Source organism: Haemophilus haemolyticus (genome assembly GCF_001679045.1).
Taxonomy (GTDB): Bacteria; Pseudomonadota; Gammaproteobacteria; order Enterobacterales; family Pasteurellaceae; genus Haemophilus; species Haemophilus haemolyticus.
In genome coordinates this window covers 311,009-333,107 of the sequence record NZ_LYCK01000001.1, presented here as the reverse complement: position 1 = coordinate 333,107, position 22,099 = coordinate 311,009, and the positions used below count along the sequence as shown (strand labels likewise).

15 protein-coding genes and 1 pseudogene are annotated in these 22,099 nt (G+C 38.3%); 8 read left to right on the top strand and 8 right to left on the bottom strand.

Going from position 1 to position 22,099, the window contains the following annotated elements; genetic code table 11:
* Nucleotides 1-299: 299 nt before the first annotated feature.
* The 8 genes and pseudogenes from gshAB to A8M50_RS01665 all read right to left on the bottom strand — a co-directional run bounded on the left by gshAB (nt 300) and on the right by A8M50_RS01665 (nt 11,592).
* Entirely contained in the window at nt 300-2,588 is a 2,289-nt protein-coding gene (gene gshAB, locus A8M50_RS01700) for a bifunctional glutamate--cysteine ligase GshA/glutathione synthetase GshB (protein WP_005646077.1), read from the bottom strand.
* A gap of 174 nt (nt 2,589-2,762) precedes the next feature.
* On the bottom strand, nt 2,763-3,476 hold the full coding sequence (locus tag A8M50_RS01695; protein WP_005646083.1) for a TerC family protein: 714 nt from the start codon (nt 3,474-3,476) through the stop codon (nt 2,763-2,765).
* A gap of 97 nt (nt 3,477-3,573) precedes the next feature.
* A complete protein-coding gene (gene uvrC / locus A8M50_RS01690) occupies nt 3,574-5,403 on the bottom strand; it encodes an excinuclease ABC subunit UvrC (RefSeq protein WP_005646085.1) in 1,830 nt (609 codons plus the stop codon).
* A 1-nt stretch (nt 5,404) separates the two neighbouring features.
* Nucleotides 5,405-6,169 (bottom strand): 3-deoxy-manno-octulosonate cytidylyltransferase, encoded by a 765-nt coding sequence (gene kdsB, locus A8M50_RS01685; protein ID WP_005646071.1) that lies wholly within the window; start codon nt 6,167-6,169, stop codon nt 5,405-5,407.
* A 3-nt stretch (nt 6,170-6,172) separates the two neighbouring features.
* Nucleotides 6,173-6,346, bottom strand: a pseudogene (locus A8M50_RS01680) (Trm112 family protein).
* 4 nt (nt 6,347-6,350) lie between these two features.
* The gene (gene lpxK / locus A8M50_RS01675) at nt 6,351-7,349 is read right to left on the bottom strand and encodes a tetraacyldisaccharide 4'-kinase (protein WP_005646091.1); all 999 of its coding nucleotides are present in this window, start codon (nt 7,347-7,349) and stop codon (nt 6,351-6,353) included.
* A gap of 72 nt (nt 7,350-7,421) precedes the next feature.
* On the bottom strand, nt 7,422-9,185 hold the full coding sequence (msbA, locus tag A8M50_RS01670) for a lipid A ABC transporter ATP-binding protein/permease MsbA (protein ID WP_005646087.1): 1,764 nt from the start codon (nt 9,183-9,185) through the stop codon (nt 7,422-7,424).
* Nucleotides 9,186-9,225: 40 nt separating this feature from the next.
* The gene (locus A8M50_RS01665) at nt 9,226-11,592 is read right to left on the bottom strand and encodes a DNA internalization-related competence protein ComEC/Rec2 (RefSeq protein WP_005646074.1); all 2,367 of its coding nucleotides are present in this window, start codon (nt 11,590-11,592) and stop codon (nt 9,226-9,228) included.
* A 259-nt stretch (nt 11,593-11,851) separates the two neighbouring features.
* Between A8M50_RS01665 and dksA the strand changes: the two genes are divergently transcribed.
* The 8 genes from dksA (at nt 11,852) to glnE (ending at nt 22,091) form a co-directional block, all read left to right on the top strand.
* Nucleotides 11,852-12,289 (top strand): RNA polymerase-binding protein DksA, encoded by a 438-nt coding sequence (dksA, locus tag A8M50_RS01660; RefSeq protein ID WP_005630220.1) that lies wholly within the window; start codon nt 11,852-11,854, stop codon nt 12,287-12,289.
* A gap of 247 nt (nt 12,290-12,536) precedes the next feature.
* On the top strand, nt 12,537-13,895 hold the full coding sequence (pcnB, locus tag A8M50_RS01655) for a polynucleotide adenylyltransferase PcnB (protein ID WP_032826576.1): 1,359 nt from the start codon (nt 12,537-12,539) through the stop codon (nt 13,893-13,895).
* An 8-nt stretch (nt 13,896-13,903) separates the two neighbouring features.
* On the top strand, nt 13,904-14,386 hold the full coding sequence (folK, locus tag A8M50_RS01650) for a 2-amino-4-hydroxy-6-hydroxymethyldihydropteridine diphosphokinase (protein ID WP_005646094.1): 483 nt from the start codon (nt 13,904-13,906) through the stop codon (nt 14,384-14,386).
* Between the two features lie 75 nt (nt 14,387-14,461).
* Nucleotides 14,462-14,938: a tRNA (adenosine(37)-N6)-threonylcarbamoyltransferase complex ATPase subunit type 1 TsaE gene (gene tsaE / locus A8M50_RS01645; protein ID WP_005646042.1), complete on the top strand. Its 477-nt coding sequence runs from the start codon at nt 14,462-14,464 to the stop codon at nt 14,936-14,938.
* A 7-nt stretch (nt 14,939-14,945) separates the two neighbouring features.
* Nucleotides 14,946-16,316 (top strand): N-acetylmuramoyl-L-alanine amidase, encoded by a 1,371-nt coding sequence (locus tag A8M50_RS01640; protein ID WP_005646051.1) that lies wholly within the window; start codon nt 14,946-14,948, stop codon nt 16,314-16,316.
* Nucleotides 16,317-18,197 (top strand): DNA mismatch repair endonuclease MutL, encoded by a 1,881-nt coding sequence (gene mutL / locus A8M50_RS01635; protein ID WP_005646060.1) that lies wholly within the window; start codon nt 16,317-16,319, stop codon nt 18,195-18,197.
* A gap of 7 nt (nt 18,198-18,204) precedes the next feature.
* The gene (miaA, locus tag A8M50_RS01630) at nt 18,205-19,140 is read left to right on the top strand and encodes a tRNA (adenosine(37)-N6)-dimethylallyltransferase MiaA (protein ID WP_005646079.1); all 936 of its coding nucleotides are present in this window, start codon (nt 18,205-18,207) and stop codon (nt 19,138-19,140) included.
* A 5-nt stretch (nt 19,141-19,145) separates the two neighbouring features.
* Nucleotides 19,146-22,091 (top strand): bifunctional [glutamate--ammonia ligase]-adenylyl-L-tyrosine phosphorylase/[glutamate--ammonia-ligase] adenylyltransferase, encoded by a 2,946-nt coding sequence (gene glnE / locus A8M50_RS01625; RefSeq protein ID WP_005646084.1) that lies wholly within the window; start codon nt 19,146-19,148, stop codon nt 22,089-22,091.
* The last annotated feature ends 8 nt before the right edge of the window (nt 22,092-22,099 follow it).

Here is a 22,099-nt window from a genome sequence, read left to right as displayed (position 1 = left end):
GAAGGAGGCATTTGGGCATATTTATTTCATAGAGGGTCGTTCTAATGGATTACAAGGAATCAGCCTATTTATGCTATTTTTTCAATGCGTTTCAACTAGGTTCCAACTAATGTATCTGAGGGAATATTATAAAAATGAGCCGATTCTCTGATAATCATTTTTCAATTCAGAATAGATTGGAGAACCTATAATTTAAATTCGATTGTGTAGTTTTTACCCATAATAAAATCTGCACCTCAATTGTTGGTTTGTTTAATCCAACTCTTGGGATACAGATCATTTCTTAACTTAAGTTGATACTACATTTCTATATTTGGAAATAACATTTTAATGACGTTCTTAGTCAATCTTCTTGATTTACCTTGATAAGGGAAAATATGCATCATCATCATTGGATTAAAATTAGCTTCAATTACTCCCCAGGAATTTAAGGATGGTTCAGCTTGTTTTGTTAAATCAGGAATAATTAAATCGACCCCGCAAACTTTAGCCCCCATCGCACGAGCAACCCCTACAGCAATCTGTTTATAACTCTCATGCATTTTATCAGTCATATCAATAGAATCACCACCTGTACTGATATTAGAATTAGCACGTAACTGCACAATTTGACCAGCCTGAGGTATACTATCAGGTGCTAATCCTTGTTCTTTTAACTGTAATAATTCTATGTCACCTAAAGCGATCTTTTTGAGAGGTGAACGAGAACCATCTCCCCGCAAAGGATCTGAATTTTTTATCTCGACCAATTCACGCACCGTGTTCTTTCCATCACCAATAACATTTGCAGGTACACGCAACAACACTGCAAGCGTTTCATCCCCCAAAACAAAGAAGCGATATTCTGTACCAACTAAATAATCTTCAACCATCACTTCTTTATCTTCGCGAAAAGCAATCTCAATCGCTTTGACAAAATCATCTCTATGTGTAACACCCTGTTTGAAAATTGTGATCCCTAAACCATAATTTGTAGATTTTGGCTTAATAACGACAGCGCGCCCTTCAAATAAAGCATAATGTGTAACAGCTTGTTCAATCGATGTAAATTCCAAGCTTTTTGGTACATTAAAACCAGCCTTTGATAATACTTTCTTCGTCACTACTTTATTTTCCATAATCAACGGTGAGATATATTGATCGTAGCTAGTCATATTACCATTTTTAACATATTCAAGGCGTTCATCAAATTTAAGTGCAAGAAATTGATCATTCTCATCTAAAATTTCAGTTGTAACACCTTTTTGAATTAAATCAAATAATAAAGCTTGAGTAGAAAGCTCCATATTATCAAATGCAGATAAAGCGTAAAAACGTTTAAAAGCTTGAGCTTTATATAGCTTCGCAAGTTTTACCCCCAAGGCTTTATAACTTCCCTCCTGCTCAATCGCTTTAAGCAATTTTCCATTTACTGTTAGACTTGGCTCTGCCAATTGCACCAATTTTTCTTCCGAAATTTTAACCGCTCTTTCATCTGCATTGATAATTTTCAACATATTAACAATTTGGCGCAATATTGCTTCCCCCTCTTCTCGAAATGCTGTTTGCTCACGAGGATCTTCAAGGGATACTTGATATAATCTTTGTTTACCAAGCTCTACTTCTTTTTGACCACTTGTCTCATCAAGCCATAACATTCCTAATAAGAAAGTATGAATAAATTTTGCATCATCTAGACTGATACCATATGGCTCAAGTGGATTCAAATCAAACAAACGAAATTCTGCATATTGAACGCCTTTTTCTAGCAATTCACGGGCTTTTTTCGAACCTCGTAAACGAACATTAGAATAAAATTCTTTTTCTGCAATCAAATGGCCAGATTTAACTTGAAACTCTAATGTTTCTACATAATTTTCAAGGTTATCATGATTCACTACAACATTAGATGAATTAACGTAACCATAGGGACTAGAACGTAAACTACGTACTAACTGCCCCTCTTTCAAAGGAAAATTCAGTACGCTATTTCGAGAAAAATAATTGGCTTCCACTGTCGGACTTGCTGCAAGTAAATAAACTAAAATCCACTGATATCGTAGAAAATTATTAGCCAATTTCATATATAAAGCATTCTGAAAATCTTTAAGATGAACATATTCATCTTGCAACAGGAATACAGCTTTCACAAATTCAGATGACAGTTGGAAATTGTAGTGAATTCCACTTACCATTTGCTTGTATTTTCCATATTGTTTAGACAGATGCTCGCGATATTCAACATCTTCCTGTTTATCAAGATGAGCCTCTTGAATCTCATTTTCTGGTGGTAATCCTGCAGGCATACTAAATGGGAAAATGTATTCATTTTCAGGTAAAGAACGCTGCACCACCTCATGAATTGCAGAAAGCCAACGTAGGCTATCTTCCAGTTTAGCATTTGGTGGCGTAATCAACTCAAGCTGACTCTCGGCAAAATCTGTTTGAATATAGGGATGATAAGAACGGTTACCAAATACTCGTGGATGGGGGGTCGTCACAATATTCCCCTTATCGTCAATACGTTGACTTTCCTTTTCTAAACCAAATTGACCTTGCTGAAAAAGTAAACCTAGTTGATATTGTTTAACCAATCGTTGTAATTTCATTATGTCCCCTTTCAAATAAAAACTTTTATTGAAATAATACCACACTAAAAGAGTCTGCTTTATGTTGAAATGGAACTGAATAGATAATTTAGTTATATAAAAATTAACTAAATAAACTAAAAGGGCCAAGTTCCTCAAATCACAGAACTCAGCCCTTAAATTATTTTTAATCTTCTATTTAATCCGTTTTCTCATTCGAATATTGATCATTTCGACCACAACAGAGAATCCCATTGCAAAATAGATGTAACCTTTCGGGATGTGAATATCTAAACTTTCTGCAATTAAACTAATTCCTACTAAAACTAAGAAGGCTAAAGCTAGAATTTTCAACGTTGGGTGTGTATCCACAAAATCGCCGATTGGTTTTGCCGCAAACATCATCACGCCAACGGCAATAATAATCGCCAAAATCATAACAGGAAGGTGGCTTGCCATACCTACTGCTGTAATCACGGAATCTAAAGAAAATACAATATCTAGCACTGCAATTTGAATTAATACGCCAAGATAACTCACTTTATTTTTTCTTTCCGATTCATGATGGTCTTGATGATTGATTGCTTCTTTAATTTCGCCTAAACTTTTTACAATCAGGAATAAACCACCGATTAATAAAATCAAATCACGCCCAGAAATTTCTTGATTAAACACAGTAAATAACGGTGCAGTAAGCTTCATCATCCACGCCAGTGACATTAAAAGTAAAATTCTTGTCAGCATTGCTAAACCAAGTCCAACAATACGACCAGACTGGCGTTGGCTTTCAGGTAAACGCCCAACTAGGATACTAATAAAAATAATATTATCGACCCCTAAAACGATCTCCAAAGCAGCAAGTGTTGCAAGTGATATCCACGCTTCAGGATCAGTAATCCATTCAAACATAATTTTTCCTATAATAGAGTTAAATAAATCCGAAAGTGCGGATCATAATGGCTTTATGATGAAAAGCAATCGTTATTTACATTTAAGAGATAATTGATTAATCGTTTTTGAGCGTTTCAAAAATCGTTTCGGCAAGTTTAAGGGAAATTCCAGGTACAGAGGCTATTTCATCTAAAGTCGCCTTTTTCACACCTTGCAAACCACCAAGATATTTCAGTAAAGCCTGACGACGTTTAGCGCCCACACCTTCAATGGTTTCTAAACCACTTTGTGTAAAGGCTTTTTGACGTTTTTTACGGTGCCCGCTTATTGCGTGATTATGGCTTTCATCACGAATGTGTTGAATCAAATGCAATGCTAAACTATCATCAGGCAAATGAATTTCGCGGTCTTGTTTGCTGATGATCAGTACTTCCTGCCCTGCTCGACGATCCACACCTTTTGCTACGCCAATTAAGTGCGGTCTATTTTTATCCCATTTTACTTGAAGATGTTGGAATACATTCAATGCACGATTTAATTGCCCTTTTCCACCATCAATAAAAATAATATCAGGAATTTTATCTTCTTCTAAATCACGCTCATAACGTTTCTGCAACGCTTGTTCCATCGCAGCATAATCATCCCCACCAGTAATCCCTTCAATATTAAAACGACGATAATCAGATTTCATTGGACCTTCTTGATTAAAGACAACACAAGATGCTACCGTTTGATTTCCCATCGTGTGGCTTATATCGAAACATTCCATACGCTTAATTTCAGGAAGATTTAACAGATCACACAACGCTTGATAACGCTCTGACATTCGTGAAGATTGTTTAAGTTGTACATTTAAAGCCGCTTTAGCATTAACTTGTGCGAGCTGTAAGTATTTACTCTTATCGCCTTTTACGCTTTCTTGAATCATCACTTTTCTGCCGGCTTGATCTGTAAGAAGTTGTTCAAGCTCTGATTTTTCAGCTAATTGACGATCGACAATAATGCTATTCGGGATACTTCGTCCTTGATGAGCTTGTAAATAAAATTGCCCGACAAAAGTTTCGGTAAGTTCTGATAAATCCGTATTGGCGGGTACTTTTGGGAAGTAACTGCGATTGCCTAGCACTTTTCCTTGACGAATAAACATCACTTGTACGCAGGCTAAACCGTGTTGATAAGCGATGGACATAATATCCATATCATCTAAACGTTCATTGGATACAAATTGTTTTTCAATAACTGAACGTACCGCCTGAATCTGATCACGATAACGCGCAGCCTGTTCAAAATCTAAATTTCTGCTTGCCTGCTCCATTTTACCGATTAAATAATCTAACACCTGTTGATCTTTGCCTTGTAAAAATAAACGGGCTAATTCAACTTGCTGATTATATTCTTCATCAGAAACATATCCCTGTACACAAGGCGCAGTACAACGCCCAATTTGATATTGCAAACAAGGACGAGAGCGGTTGGAATAAACGGAATTTTCACATTGTCGAACAGGGAAAAGTTTTTGCAAAAGCGATAAGGTTTCACGCACGGCTCCCGCGTGAGGATAAGGCCCGAAATATTCACCTGCAAATTTTTTAGATCCACGATAGGAAGTGATTCTTGGATGACGTTCTTTGGTTAATAAAATAAATGGATAGGATTTATCATCACGTAATAATACGTTATAACGAGGCTGATAAAGCTTGATAAAATTATGCTCTAGCAGTAAAGCTTCCGTTTCAGATGAAGTTAGCGTGGTGTCAATATGATGAATGGATGCCACCAACGTTTCTGTTTTTTTACTGCTCAGATTTTTACGAAAATAGCTTGAAAGACGTTTTTTTAAATCCTTTGCTTTCCCAACATAGATAACCTGATCTTTATCGTCATACATACGATAAACACCAGGTTCGTGAGAGACATCCGCTAAGAATTTTTTAGCATCAAACATTTTAATTCGCCGCTAAAATTGCCCGCACTTTTTCCAAATCTTCAGCGGTATCGACCCCCACTGCAGGCACTTCTTTCGCAAGTTCCACGTGAATGCGTTCACCGTTATATAACACACGAAGCTGCTCAAGTTTTTCTAGATTTTCAAGTTGAGTCGGCGCCCATTGCACATATTGTTTTATGAACCCCGCACGATATGCGTAAATGCCAATATGACGTAAGTAAGCATCCGCGAGCTGTACTTTCTGAACATTATGTAAATTCATAAACTGATCACGATCGTAAGGAATAACTGAACGGGAAAAATACAGTACATAGCCCTCTTTATCTGTTAACACTTTCACTGCATTTGGATTGAATAATTCCTCCGCATCATGAATTTTTACCGCAAGGCTTGCCATATTTACATTAAATTTTGCTAAATTATCTGCCACTTGTCGCACGATAACGGGAGGAATCAAAGGCTCATCGCCTTGAATATTGACAATGATTTCATTGTCAGGAATCGCTAATTTTTCTACCACTTCCGCTAAACGTTCTGTACCAGAATTATGATTAACCGAAGTCATACACACTTCCGCACCAAAACTTTTGGCAACATCAGCCACATTTTCATTATCGGTGGCAATAATCACTCGGCTCGCCCCAGACTGCAGTGCTTTCTCAAATACATGTTGAATCATTGGCTTACCCGCAATATCAGCAAGAGGTTTTCCAGGCAAACGACTTGATGCAAAACGAGCGGGGATAATCACGGTAAATGACATAATTTATTCCTTATTCTTTAATATTTCAGCTTTATCGGCAAGCAACACTGGCACACCATTTTTAATAGGATAAGCAATATGTTCATAACAACAAATTAATCGTTGATTTTCTTGATCATATTGCAATCAAGCTAAACAACGAGGGCAAGCAATCACTTCAAGCAACTGAGGATTAATCTTTTCAGACATTTCTGTATTGCTCCACAAGTTTGTCTATTTTGGCCCAAAAGAGCGGTAAATTTTCACGTTGTTTTTCAGCCTCAATAATCTCCGCATCCACAGGGACATACCACCAATTATCTTTAGCAAAAGATTGGCATTTTACGGCATCTTTTTCCGTCATAAAGAGCGGTTGATTTTCAGCAAGTTTTTCTAATTGAGATGCTTCAAAATGTTGATGATCTTGAAATGCTTGAGTTTGCTGTAGTTGAATCCCTAACTTTTCTAACATGGTAAAAAAACGCTGAGGATTGCCAATCCCTGCAATACCAACGCCTGATTGAAATTCATTTAATTGGCGTTTTTCATTGGTTTTTAAATTAATCGCGAAATGAGGCACGAGACGCATAACTACATCTGAATACTGATTTTTTCCACCATTAGTGATCACAAAATCTATGGATTTTAATCGACTTGGTAATTCACGCAATGGGCCTGCTGGCAATACAAAACCATTTCCCAACGCGCGCTCAGCGTCCATTACGACAATTTCCAAATCACGCTGTAATTGATAATGCTGCAAGCCATCGTCAGAAATAATAATATCGCACTCTGCTTGGCTTAAGAGTAATTCAATCGCTTGCTGGCGATTCGGGGAAATCACTACCGGCGCATTGGTACGTTTCGCGATCAATACTGGCTCATCGCCACCTTCAATTGGATTCGTATTTTCAGTGACGAATAACGGATAAGTTTTAGATTTGCTTCCGTAACCACGAGAAATAACACCTACGCGCAAACCTCGTTTTTTTAATTCTTCCACAAGCCAAATAACCACAGGCGTTTTGCCATTTCCACCAACAGACAAATTCCCCACAATTATCACCGGTTTGGGTGCGCGATAAGAAGACTTGAGCCCCAAAGAGAATAAGGCGCGACGAAGTTGGCTAATCAACCAAAACAATAAAGAAAAAGGCGATAAGAGCCAAATAAGCTTGGAATTGGAATACCAGAAGGGCATAGAAAATCCTTTCTAATAAGTGCGGATAAAATAACGCGAGTTTTTCAACTCGCGTTTTCGATAATCAACAAATTAGCCACTAAACTGCATGCTATGTAACTGTTTATAGGCACCATTTTGTTCAAGCAATGCCTTATGGTTACCACGCTCACGAATTTCACCATGATCAATCACAAGAATTTCATCCGCATTTTCAATGGTTGATAAACGATGAGCGATTACGATAACAGTACGATCTTTCTTCAATTCATCTAATGCAGATTGAATGGCGCATTCTGACTCTGTATCTAATGCAGATGTGGCTTCATCTAAAATTAATACTGGAGAATTACGCAATAAAGCACGAGCAATCGCTAAACGTTGACGTTGCCCACCGGATAAGCTCGCACCGTTTTCACCAATTACCGTATCAAAACCTTGTGGTAATTTTTCGATAAACTCTAAAGCATAAGCCGCTTTTGCTGCAGCAATAATTTCTTCGCGAGAATACTTATCTTGTGCTGCATAAGCAATATTATTCGCAATGGTATCGTTAAATAAATGGACTTGTTGAGAAACCACCGCGCAGTTTTCGCGTAAATTGGATAAACGATAATCTTGAATATTTACACCATCCAGTAAAATTTTACCTTGCTCAATATCGTAAAAACGGGTCACTAAATTAGCAATAGTTGATTTACCCGATCCAGAACGTCCAACCAAAGCAACGGTTTTTCCTGCTGGAACGCTAAAAGAAATATTATTTAATGCAACTTCCTCTTTTCCTTGATATGCAAAACTCACATTCTTAAATTCCAACGCACCTTTCGCTGGTTCAGCGTGGTAAGTCCCATTATCTTTTTCTGGTTCTAAATCTAAAATGGCAAATAGTGTTTGACACGCCGCCATTCCTCGTTGGAATTGAGAGTTTACGTTGGTTAAAGATTTTAATGGACGCATCATCGCCAACATAGATGAGAAAACCACCGTAAAAGAACCCGCACTTAGGTTATCTTCCGCAATCAACGGAGTCGTCGCTAAAAACAATACTGCCGCCAAAGCAAGAGAAGCAATAATCTGCACCACCGGATCGGAAATAGAATCAGCAGTAACCATTTTCATGCCCTTACGACGCATATTGTTACTGACTTTATTAAAACGTTCTTCCTCTACAAGCTGACCACCAAAAGAAAGCACCACTTTATGTCCTTTCAACATTTGCTCAGTCGTCGCGGTTAATTCTCCCATTGAATCTTGTAAATTCTTACTCAACTTACGGAAAATTTTTGACACGATAGTGATCAATACCGCAATAATTGGCCCGATAACAAATAAAACAAGGGTTAATTCCCAGCTTGTATAAAACATTACGGCCAATAGCGAAATAATATATGCCCCTTCTCGCACAATGGTAATCAAAGATCCTGAAGAAGAACTTGCAATCATCTCAGAATCATAAGTGATACGAGAAAGTAATTTCCCCGTTGAATTTCTGTCAAAGAAACTCACTGGCATAAACATCAAATGTTTAAATAAGCGGCGACGCATTGTCATGACAACTTTGCCTGATACCCACGCCAAACAATAATTAGAAATAAAGTTGGTAATGCCCCGTAAAATAATCATCCCAACGACGACAAAAGCCATAATTTTCAAAAATGAATGGTTTGCCTTGCCAAAACCATCGTCCAACAAAGGTTTTAACAAGTAAATCAAACCTGAATCAGCCAACGCATTCAAAACTAATGCTATGCCCGAAACAACAAGCCCCGCTTTAAAAGGTTTAATTGTTGGCCATAAACGCTTAAAAGTTTGTAAGGTTGAAAAATCATTTTCTTGTAATTTTTGCTCTTGCATAATCGCTATCTAATGGTAAAAATTGCACGCATTGTACCTTTTATTCGCTCGAGAATCCAATTACACGCGCATACCAAGGGGAAAATTCTGTGCGTGCTTGTTGGATTTCTAATCTGTCTTTAAAAAAATTTACCCTTACTTGCCCTGAAATAGCGGTATTTTCTACCGCACTTTTATAACGATGTAGCCTTTCCATAACCGAATAATGAGGGAATTTCCACGGATTCCAACGCCCACTAGAAATGATCGCTATATCTGGTCTAACCTGGGAAAGTAAATATTCACTTGTCGATGTTTTACTCCCGTGATGCCCTACTTGTAACACATCAATTTTGCCTAAAGTGCGGGCAAAAATTTGCTCATTTTTTACTTCAGCATCGCCAGTTAGCAAAACGCTATACTTTCCATCATCGACTAAAATCACACAAGAATGGGGATTATCTGCTCGCTCCACAATAGAATACGGCGAAAGTATTTGAAAATGTAGCCCTTGCCAATCCCAATGACGTCCAGCAGTACAAAAAGTGCGGTGATTTTCCCCATAGTTTTTTCGTGAAGGGGTAATAAATTCCACATTGGGATACGTCTTTAAGATTGTCGAAGCACCACCTGCATGATCGTTATCATCGTGGCTCAAAATCAACTTTTCCAAAACAATCCCTTCTCTTTGAAAATAAGGCAAAATTTCTAATTCAGCCATATTTCCCCCTTGCCATGCAGGGCCTGTATCATAGAGAATCCCTTTACCATTTTTCACAATCAACGTTGCCAAGCCCTGCCCCACATCTAAAGTATCTACCTGCCAAGTTGGCTTGCTCAATTGTTTAAATAACAAAATCATAAAACAAAGCGACATAATGCCGAAAGAACATCGTAAAACGTTGATTCGATCATTTTTTAGCAAAGGCTTACTGAGATTTAATGTAAAAAATCTTGCTCGTTTTATTTGCCAGCTCGATGATAAAACCTCAGGTTCTCGGTAAATACTCCAAATAATTAACATAAAAATTCCCGCACAAAGTGCGGTTAAAACCAGCGCTAAATTAAATGAAACATTGAACCAATTTCCTTGAAAAACAGAAATTAACCAAGTAATTCCTTCGGCTAGCCTATTTGAAAGTTGCCAAGAAAAAACTGCGCCGTTGGTAAAAACAGCAAATAAAATCAAGGGCACAAGGAAAAAACTATAAAGTGGTACGGCAATAAGATTAGCTAAAAATCCACTTAGCGATAAGCCATTAAATAGAAAAAGTTGCAAAGGCGTAAAAAAGAGCAATAACCCAAATTGCAAATGAAATACACTCAAAATCCACCGCACTTTTGGTGAAAATGGATGATTTTTCCATTGAAAAAGAGAAAAAGGCACATAACGATACCAGACGATCAAACAACCAACTGCACCACAAGAAAGCCAAAAACTGACTGAAAGCGGCATTAATGGAGCGCAGCAAAGCAAGAATCCGACAACCAATGTAAAAAACTGAAGAGGCGAATACTGTCGCCTCATTATTTGAACGAAGAAAACGAAAACAAGTGCTGAAATGGCACGAAAAGTTGGCACGCTAAAACCAGCCAAATACGCATAAATTAAAGCAAATAAAACACCAAAAACTAAAGGAAAATAAGGATGAATAAAACGGGTAGGAAAAAATACTTGCACAGCACGCGCCAAGTAAAATCCAATTCCCATAGCCAACCCAATATGTAAGCCAGAAATGGCAATAAGATGCGCGGTATTGGTTTGTTGGTAAATTGACCACGTGGTTTTATCTAACCAAGCCCGTTCGCCAAAAGCTAACGCGATCAATAAACCTTGTAGAGATAATCCTTCCGTTTGCTTTTTTACTTGTTGCAATTTTTCTGCGCGCAATGATGAAACATCAGAAATTTTCACCGCACTTTTTACGGTTCCAACAGCGGTAATTCCCTTTGAGAAATACCATTGTTGCCGATCAAATCCACCAAAATTTAATCTCGCATAAAGGGGGCGTAAGGAAATTTCCGCTTGCCAAACTTCCGATAATTGAGGCACCTCTTTTGCCTTCCAATTTAAAAAAATTCGTTGCGCTCGTAAGTCACCCGCCAATGTTGCTGTGGCGATAAGCGTTTGATAATCCTGCTGGTGCAAAATTTCTTGAATCTCAAACGTCACCACTTGTTTTTGAGCAGTAATACTTTGAGCCTGTTGTAACAAACTAATCGCTGAATGATGTGCATACCCTAGAGAAACGACAAAAAAAGCAAGAAAAACTAAGAAGTTTCTGCGAATAAAGATAAAAAGAAAAATCAAAGCAAACGCAATAACGAGAGCAACTTGCCAAGGCAGTAGCAATGACTGCGGTAGAAATAACAACGTTAAATCCGCAGCAATCAATAAGATAACCAAAGTTATTAAGTTTAATTTCATTTTTATAGCAATTTTAGGCTTATCGTTCTAAGCCTAAAATAGATTCGTCTCAATGTGCAAAAGGTTGCTGGCATTTCTGCGATCTATATCGCAAAAATAAATGTTTCAGGAAAATTTACTTGCTAAAATAAACAACTTCTGATATTTATACCGCCCTCAAAAATTGGGTTCCTAAAAGTGCTGTCAGGAACAAACTAAAATAACAAGACAGGAAGTCGTGAAGTTCACGCTTAAATTCTGTATGTATTAGGAGTGAGAGATGTCAAGAGCATCATTGAGCTTGCTAGATTTAGCAGGCGTTAAGCCTTATCAAATGAAAAAAGATGAAGAATATATGAATGAAGAGCAAATTCTTCATTTCAGAAAAATTCTTAATGCTTGGCACGAACAAATCGTGGAAGAAGCTTCTCGCACCGTTGCACATATGCAGGATGAAGTGACCAATTTCCCCGATCCCGCAGACCGAGCAACTCAGGAAGAGGAATTCAGTCTAGAATTACGTAATCGCGATCGCGAACGTAAACTAATGAAAAAAATTGAAGCAACCTTAAAAAAACTTGATACCGATGATTTCGGTTACTGCGATTGTTGTGGTGAAGAAATTGGCATTCGCCGTTTAGAAGCACGCCCAACAGCAGATCTTTGCATTGACTGCAAAACGTTAGCTGAAATCCGCGAAAAACAAGTCGCTGGTTAATTCATTCTATTGAAAAATACAAAAGTGCGGTTAAAATTAGCCGCACTTTTTTGTATTTAAAAATGCGGAAAAATCCCCTTGCCTTTTTCTTTATGAAAAAGAGCCAAGTCATTTATTTCCAACTAAAAAAACGGAGTAAATTATTCTTACTTATATCAAAAATTTGTTTGGCAAGAAGACAAAAAAATCAAAAGAGGTTGCCAAAACAAGTGCTCATTCTAAACGAGTTGAGCGTTCTAATACTCAAATGCCAAAAGCGCGGGCAAAAAAATCAGAACAAACACACCGCTACGATAAAAATGTGATTAAAGCGGCTCAATTTGATATTTCACCGCGTGATTTTAGCCGTAATGCACTCACCGTAGTGGAAAAACTGCAACGTCAAGGTTTCGAGGCTTATATCGTCGGTGGATGTATCCGCGATTTATTGCTCGGTAAAAAACCAAAAGATTTTGATGTTGCAACAAACGCCCGTCCTGAGCAAATCCAAAATATTTTTCAACGCCAATGCCGTTTAGTGGGTCGCCGTTTCCGATTAGCACATATTATGTTTGGTCGAGATATTATTGAAGTCGCCACTTTCCGTGCTAATCACAGTGATGCTCGCAATGAAAATCAAGCGAAGCAGAGCAATGAAGGCATGTTACTGCGCGATAATGTTTACGGCACGATCGAACAAGATGCAGAACGCCGAGACTTTACGGTCAATGCGCTGTATTACAATCCGCAAGACAATACCTTACGTGATTATTTTGATGGTATTCAGGATCTCAAAGCGGGAAAACTACGCTTAATTGGTGATCCAGTCACTCGTTATCAAGAAGATCCTGTGCGCATGCTACGCTCAATTCGTTTTATGGCAAAACTTGATATGTTCCTTGAAAAACCAAGCGAACAACCAATTCGTGAACTTGCGCCTTTATTAAAAAATATTCCGCCAGCTCGCTTATTTGACGAAAGTTTAAAATTATTGCAGGCGGGACAAGGGGTAAAAACCTATCGTTTATTACGCCAATATGGTTTATTTGAACAACTTTTCCCTGCATTAAGCGCATATTTTACAGAGAAAGAAGATAGCTTTGCAGAACGCATGATCGTCACCGCGCTTACTTCTACGGATGAACGTGTTGCGGATAAACTTCGTATTAATCCTGCATTCTTATTTGCAGCATTTTTCTGGTATCCATTACGCGAAAAAGTGGAAATTTTGAAAAATGAAGGCGGTTTAAATAATCATGATGCTTATGCTTTAGCGGGTAATGAGGTTTTAGATTTATTCTGTCGCGCTTTGGCTGCACCACGTCGTCATACTGCGGTCATTCGTGATATTTGGTTCTTACAACTACAATTATTAAAACGTACTGGTTCAGCACCAATGCGTACCATGGAACATCCAAAATTCCGTGCTGGCTTTGATTTACTGGCTATGCGTGCGGAAATTGAAGGTGGCGAAACGATTGAATTAGCCAAATGGTGGCACGAATATCAATTCAGCAATGGTGAACAGCGCGAGCAGTTGGTACACGAGCAACAACGCTTACATCCCAAACCAAAGAAAAAATACTATCGTCCACGTCGTCGTAAAACAACGCGCTCAGCAGAATAAGGGAAAAGATGATTACTGCATATATTGCTCTAGGTAGCAATTTAAACACGCCAGTAGAACAATTACATGCTGCGCTTAAAGCGATAAGTCAGTTACCAAACACTCATTTGGTAACGACGAGCTCTTTTTATAAAAGCAAACCGCTCGGTCCACAAGATCAACCCGATTATGTGAATGCCGTTGCAAAAATTGAAACTGAGCTCAGCCCACTTGCTCTATTAGATGAATTGCAACGCATTGAAAATGAGCAAGGTCGAGTACGTTTACGTCGCTGGCGTGAACGTACGTTAGATTTGGATATTTTGCTTTACGGCAACGAAATCATTCAAAACGAGCGCCTAACGATTCCCCATTATGATATGCATAACCGTGAGTTTGTCATTGTACCGTTATTTGAAATCGCATCGGATTTGGCCTTACCTAACACTCAACCACTAGCAGATTTGGTCAAGCAATTTGATGACCATGAAATGATAAAATTAAATCCCTAGAAATTTCACCGCACTTTTATGAACCTCAAAAGTGCGGTAGAATCAGCCCACATTTTTCTTCATTCATGACCCGTTATGAAAAGCTTGACTCAATATATCCCTGATGAATTTTCTATGCTCCGCTTTGGCAAAAAATTTGCTGAAATTCTTTTAAAATTGCATACCGAAAAAGCAATTATGGTTTATCTTAACGGTGATCTTGGTGCAGGAAAAACAACGCTAACACGCGGAATGCTGCAAGGTATCGGTCATCAGGGTAATGTAAAAAGCCCAACTTATACGCTGGTTGAAGAATACTATATTGCTGGCAAAATGATTTATCATTTTGATTTATATCGTTTAGCAGATCCTGAAGAACTCGAATTTATGGGCATTAGAGATTATTTTAATACGGATAGCATCTGCTTAATTGAATGGTCTGAAAAAGGCCAAGGCATATTGCCGGAAGCGGATATTTTAGTAAATATTGATTATTACGATGATGCACGAAATATTGAATTAATCGCACAAACAAACTTAGGTGAAAATATTATAAGCGAATTTTCTAATTAATTTATTTATGAAAACTAAAATTTTATTTTTTCTTTTTTTCTCAACGTTTAGCTTCTCTCTTTTTGCAGCCCCAATTACGATTGCGATTGACCCAGGTCATGGAGGAAAAGATCCAGGTGCAATCAGCCGAAACTTGGGCATTTATGAAAAAAATGTCACTCTTTCGATTGCAAAAGAGTTAAAAGCCTTACTCGATAAAGATCCAAATTTTCGCGGTGTATTAACACGAAGTGGTGATTACTATATTTCCGTGCCTGAGCGTTCAGAAATCGCACGTAAATTTAAAGCGAATTATCTCATTTCCATTCATGCGGACTCATCGGAATCACCTGAGCGCCGCGGCGCCTCAGTGTGGGTGTTGTCAAATCGTCGAGCTAATGATGAAATGGGTCAATGGTTAGAAGACGATGAAAAACGCTCCGAATTACTTGGTGGCGCAGGAAAAGTACTTTCACACAATAACGATAAATATCTTGACCAAACTGTGCTTGATTTACAATTTGGTCATAGCCAACGTACTGGTTATGAGCTTGGTAAACATATTTTAAGTCATTTTTCAAAAGTGACGACCTTAAGCCGCAGCGTTCCTCAACACGCAAGCCTTGGTGTTTTACGTTCGCCCGATATTCCTTCCGTATTAGTGGAAACAGGTTTTCTATCAAATTCTGATGAAGAACAAAAACTTAACTCTCCTGCTTATCGCCGTCGTATCGCCTATATGATTTATGAGGGATTAGTGGTTTTCCGTGGAGGAAAAGTCAAATCTTTCATAAGTGATGATATTGTTCAGAATAGCAAACAAAGTGATACAAAAAATACTGAAAAAAATGACCGCACTTCCGATAAAAATACCAATGAGAACGCAGTGAAAGATAGCGGCCTTCGCCATACAGTCAAAAATGGGGAAAGTTTAGGAAGCCTTGCGAATAAATACGATGTCAAAGTGGCGGACATTGTGGCGTTAAACAAATTAAAACGCGAAGCGCTTTGGATTGGTGAAACCATAAAAATTCCAGATAATGGAAAAACTCAGAAAGCACAAGATGAAAAAGTAAATTCATCAAAAAATAAAGAAAGTGCGGTGAAAAATACAGAGAAAACGACTGAAAAAAATAATAATCCAAAAATAGAAAAATCAGAAAATAAAACGGATAAAAATAAATCCTCAAATAAAACGAAAAAAGAGGAACCCTCATCCACTAAAAAATTGGATGAGAAAAAAGAAATCCCGCTTTACCATGTCATTCAAAAAGATCAGACAATCTATGCTGTATCGCGAGAATACAATATTTCAGTTAACCAAATTTTAAAACTAAATCCAAAATTAAAAGATGGTAAAGCCCTGAGCGGACAAAAAATTAAATTAAGAGAAAAATAAATGCCGATTAAAATTCTTTCCCCACAACTTGCTAACCAAATTGCTGCTGGTGAAGTAGTAGAACGCCCTGCGTCTGTGGTGAAAGAATTAGTGGAAAATAGCCTTGATGCAGGTGCAAATAAAATCCAAATTGATATCGAAAATGGTGGGGCAAATTTAATCCGCATTCGTGACAATGGCTGTGGTATTCCAAAAGAAGAATTAAGTCTTGCTTTGGCACGACATGCTACGAGTAAAATAGCCGATCTTGACGATCTCGAGGCGATTTTAAGTTTAGGTTTTCGTGGTGAAGCTTTGGCAAGTATCAGCTCTATATCGCGCTTAACGCTCACCTCTCGCACCGAAGCGCAAACTGAAGCTTGGCAAGTTTATGCGCAAGGTCGTGATATGGAAACCACAATCAAACCCGCATCACATCCTGTCGGCACAACAGTTGAAGTTGCCAATCTTTTTTTCAACACACCAGCCCGCCGAAAATTTTTGCGCACAGATAAAACGGAATTTGCTCATATTGATGAAGTCATTCGTCGTATTGCTTTAACAAAATTCAATACGGCATTTACATTAACGCATAATGGGAAAATCATCCGTCAATATCGTCCTGCTGAAGCGCTCAATCAGCAACTAAAACGTGTCGCAGCTATTTGTGGTGATGATTTTGTCAAAAATGCCTTACGAATTGATTGGAAACACGATGATTTGCACTTATCGGGCTGGGTAGCTACACCAAATTTTAGCCGAACTCAAAATGATTTAAGTTATTGCTATATTAATGGTCGAATGGTGAGAGATAAAGTGATCAATCATGCTATTCGACAAGCCTATGCACAATATTTACCAACCGATGCTTATCCTGCGTTTGTGTTGTTTATTGACTTAAACCCACACGATGTGGATGTCAATGTTCATCCAACCAAACATGAAGTGCGCTTTCACCAACAACGCCTCATTCATGATTTCATTTACGAAGGCATCAGCCATGCGCTAAACAATCAAGAACAACTTAATTGGCACACAGACCAAAGTGCGGTAGAAAATCACGAAGAAAATGCGGTGCGTGAGCCCCAACCAAATTACAGCATTCGTCCTAATCGTTCAGCTGCGGGGCAAAATATCTTTGCGCCACAATATCATGAAAAACCACAGCAAAATCAACCGCACTTTTCTAATACGCCAGTGTTGTCAAATCATATAAGTACTGGTTATCGAGATTACCGTTCTGATGCACCGAGTAAAACTGAGCAACGTTTATATGGTAAATTGTTACGCTCATTACCTCCTACAGAGCAAAAGGATACATCACAACAAAATATTTCAGATACCGCTAAAATCATCTCAACTGAAATAATTGAGAACTCATCACATCTGCTCGCCCTTTCACTTATTGAAAATCGCGCGCTGTTATTACAACAAAACCAAGATTTCTTTTTGCTTTCATTGGAAAAATTACAACGCTTGCAATGGCAACTAGCGTTAAAACAAATACACATTGAACAACAGCCTTTATTGATTCCCATCGTGTTTCGCTTAACTGAATCACAATTTCAAGCATGGCAACAATATTCAGATGCCTTCAAAAAAATTGGCTTTGAATTTATCGAAAATCAAGCACAATTACGCTTAACCTTAAATAAAGTGCCAACTGTATTACGCACACAAAATCTACAAAAATGCGTGATGGCAATGCTGACTAGAGATGAAAATTCATCACCATTTTTAACAGCACTTTGCTCACAATTAGAATGTAAAACCTTTGACGCTTTAGCGGACGCACTCAATTTATTGAGCGAGACGGAACGTTTACTCACGCAAACGAATCGCACGGCCTTCACCCAATTACTCAAACCTGTAAATTGGCAGCCTTTATTAGACGAAATTTAGATTCTTCATGAAACCAACCGCAATTTTTTTAATGGGCCCTACGGCCTCAGGCAAAACGGATTTAGCCATTCAACTACGAAGCCAACTTCCAGTCGAAGTGATTAGTGTGGATTCAGCTCTTATTTATAAGGGAATGGATATTGGCACAGCGAAACCATCAAAAGAAGAACTTGACCTTGCACCTCACCGTTTGATTGATATTTTAGATCCTTCAGAAAGCTATTCCGCAATGAATTTCCGCGATGACGCGCTACGCGAAATGGCGGATATTACCGCACAAGGCAAAATTCCGTTACTAGTGGGCGGTACGATGTTGTATTACAAAGCATTAATTGAAGGGCTTTCTCCCTTGCCTTCTGCTGATGAAAATATTCGCACCGAGCTTGAACAAAAAGCAGAACAACAAGGTTGGGCAGCATTACATACAGAACTCGCCAAAATCGATCCCATTTCTGCCGCCAGAATTAATCCAAGTGATTCTCAACGAATCAATCGTGCTTTAGAAGTTTTTTACATCACAGGAAAATCACTCACAGAGCTGACGGAAGAAAAAGGCGAATCCTTGCCTTATGATTTTGTGCAATTTGCGATTGCCCCGCAAGATCGTCATATTTTGCATGACCGCATCGAACAACGCTTTCATAAAATGATTGAACTAGGCTTTCAAGCAGAAGTAGAAAAACTTTATGCGCGTGATGATTTAAATATTAATCTACCGTCAATTCGCTGTGTAGGCTATCGTCAAATGTGGGAATATTTACAAGGTGATTACGATCACGAGGAAATGATTTTCCGTGGTATTTGCGCTACGCGCCAACTTGCAAAACGCCAGCTCACTTGGCTGCGCGGTTGGAAAACACCAATACAATGGCTAGATAGTTTGCAACCTCAACAAGCGAAAGAAACCGTATTACGTCACTTAGATTCTTATCAAAAAGGTTAGAAAAAATGACCGCACTTTCTGCCCTCATTGAACAAAAATTACAATCTCTTGGCACAATCCTGTGCCAATCTTTTCCAGAACTTTCCCCAGAAAAAATTCACGAAGCTATTCAACAAAATTCAAATCATCCAGAACTGCCTATTTATCAATTAAGCTATGCCATAGCAATGTCTGACTTTGTGGAAAAAGTCTTGCAAAAATACCCGCACTTGGTGAAACAATGGTGGGAAAAATCCCCCTGTTTTGCAGATTGCTCTGCCTACATTGAACGTTTGAATAGAGAGTTAGCCAATGTACATGACGAAACTGCACTCTATCAAACATTACGCCAATTCCGTAACATTGAAATGGCAAAATTAAGTTTTTGTCAAAGTTTGAATCTTGTGACTGTTGAGGAAATTTTTGTTCAGCTTTCACAACTTGCAGAAAGTTTAATTATCGCTGCCCGCGATTGGCTTTATCATCAAGCCTGTGCGGAAATGGGTACTCCAATGGATGAACAAGGCAATCCACAACAGCTTTATATTCTAGGAATGGGGAAATTAGGCGGTTTTGAACTAAATTTTTCCTCAGATATTGATTTAATTTTCACTTATCTATCACAAGGAGAAACGTCCATTGAGAATACAAATGCTCGACGTTCTGTGGATAATACGAAATTTTTCACACGTTTAGGGCAACGCCTTATTTCTGCCTTAGATGAATTTACCTCTGATGGTTTTGTGTATCGAACCGATATGCGATTGCGCCCATTTGGTGACAGCGGTGCGCTTGTTCTCAGCTTTGCAGCAATGGAACAATATTATCAAGATCAAGGTCGAGATTGGGAACGCTATGCAATGATTAAAGGACGAGTATTGGGCGCACAAACAAAGGATCCCAACGCTTCAAAATTGCAAAAAATGTTACGCCCCTTTGTGTATCGTCGCTATATTGACTTTAGTGTGATTCAATCTTTACGCGAAATGAAAGGAAAAATTGAGCGAGAAGTACGCCGTCGTAATTTGAAAGATAATATTAAACTAGGTGCTGGTGGTATTCGTGAAGTCGAATTTATCGTGCAAGTTTTTCAACTCATTCGAGGCGGGCGAGAAATCAATCTACAACAACATTCACTCTTAAAGATCTTGCCTGAAATTACCAAACTAGGATTAATTACCGAACAACAATTCCACGATTTACGTGAAAGTTATATTTTTTTACGCCGCGTAGAAAACATTCTACAAGCAATTAACGATCAACAAACTCAAACACTACCAACCGATGAAATAGATCAAATTCGTTTAGTCGAGGCATGTAAAACATTCACCTGTTTAAATGAAAATAATCAAACCATTGAAAAACATTATCCAATAGAAAATTGGGACGATTTTTACCGCACTTTACAACAAAAACAAGAAAAAGTGCGGGCGGTATTTGCTCAATTAATCGGTGATGAACAAGATGAGCCTTCACAAACTGATAGCCAATGGCAAGATTTTTTAGAAGCAGATTTTGAGGATATTGAACAGACATTATTAGAGAACGGCATATCAGAAAATAATATTGACGAAGTTTTAGAAAAGCTTGCTCAATTCAAAGACGACCTAAATCACAGAGTGATTGGTTCGCGTGGGCGTGATGTTTTGAGTCATTTGATGCCAACAGTACTTGCACTCATTTTTCAGCAAGAAAATTACCGCACTTTACTCCCCCGAATTCTGAACATTATTGAAAAAATTTCGAGTCGCACGACTTATTTAGAATTATTATTGGAAAATCCTCGTGCACTTCAGCAAGTTATTGAACTTTGTGCACAGTCTCAACTTATTTCAGAGCAACTGGCCCGCCATCCTATCTTATTAGATGAATTGCTTAATACAGAAGCGCTACGCCATCCATTGCCATTTACCCAATATCCTGCGGAGTTACACCAATATTTGCTTCGTTTACCACCTGATGATGAAGAACAGCTTATTGATGCTTTACGTCAATTTAAACAAGCAACCCTATTAAAAGTGGCCGCAGCAGATATATTGGGGGCATTACCGGTGATGAAGGTAAGCGATCATTTAACCTATCTTGCCGAAGCAATTATTGAAGTCGTTGTGAATCTAGCTTGGAAACAAGTTTCATCTAGATTTGGCGTACCTGAACATTTACAAAATGATGAAAAAGGATTTTTAGTGATTGGTTATGGAAAACTGGGAGGTATTGAACTCGGTTATAAATCCGATTTAGACCTCGTATTTTTGTACGATGCCGTAGAAAGTCAAACAACAGGTGGCAAAAAAGTGATTGATAGCAATCAATTTTACCTACGCTTGGCACAAAAGATTGTAAGTATTTTCAGCATAAATACTTCCGCTGGCGTACTTTATGAGGCAGATATGCGCCTACGCCCTTCTGGCGATGCTGGCTTAATTGGCTGCTCTCTTTCTGCATTTGCCCATTATCAATTAAATGAAGCTTGGACATGGGAAAAACAAGCGCTTGTGCGTGCTCGCCCTGTTTTTGGTGAATCATCTCTTAAAGCTAAATTTGAGCATATCCGCCAACAAGTACTTTCTACATCACGAGATCTTGAGCAATTAAAGCGAGATGTTGTGGAAATGCGAGGAAAAATGTTCACGCATTTGTCCCATTCAAAAGATGGTGAATTTAACCTTAAAACAGATCGCGGTGGTATCACTGATATTGAATTTATCGCTCAATATTTAATGCTCGCCAATGCCCCGAAAAACCCACAACTAACAAAATGGTCAGACAACGTACGTATTTTCGATGATATGGCAGAGGCTAAAATTATTAGCCAAACAGACTGCGACGCTTTAAAACAAAGTTATGTCGATTTACGCAATGCTATTCACCATTTAAATTTGATCGGCAAATCCCCTGTTGTAGATGAAACTGAATTTGTCAAAGAGCGGTCATTTATTCAAGCATTTTGGGATAAGCTATTTAATTCATAAAATAGCAA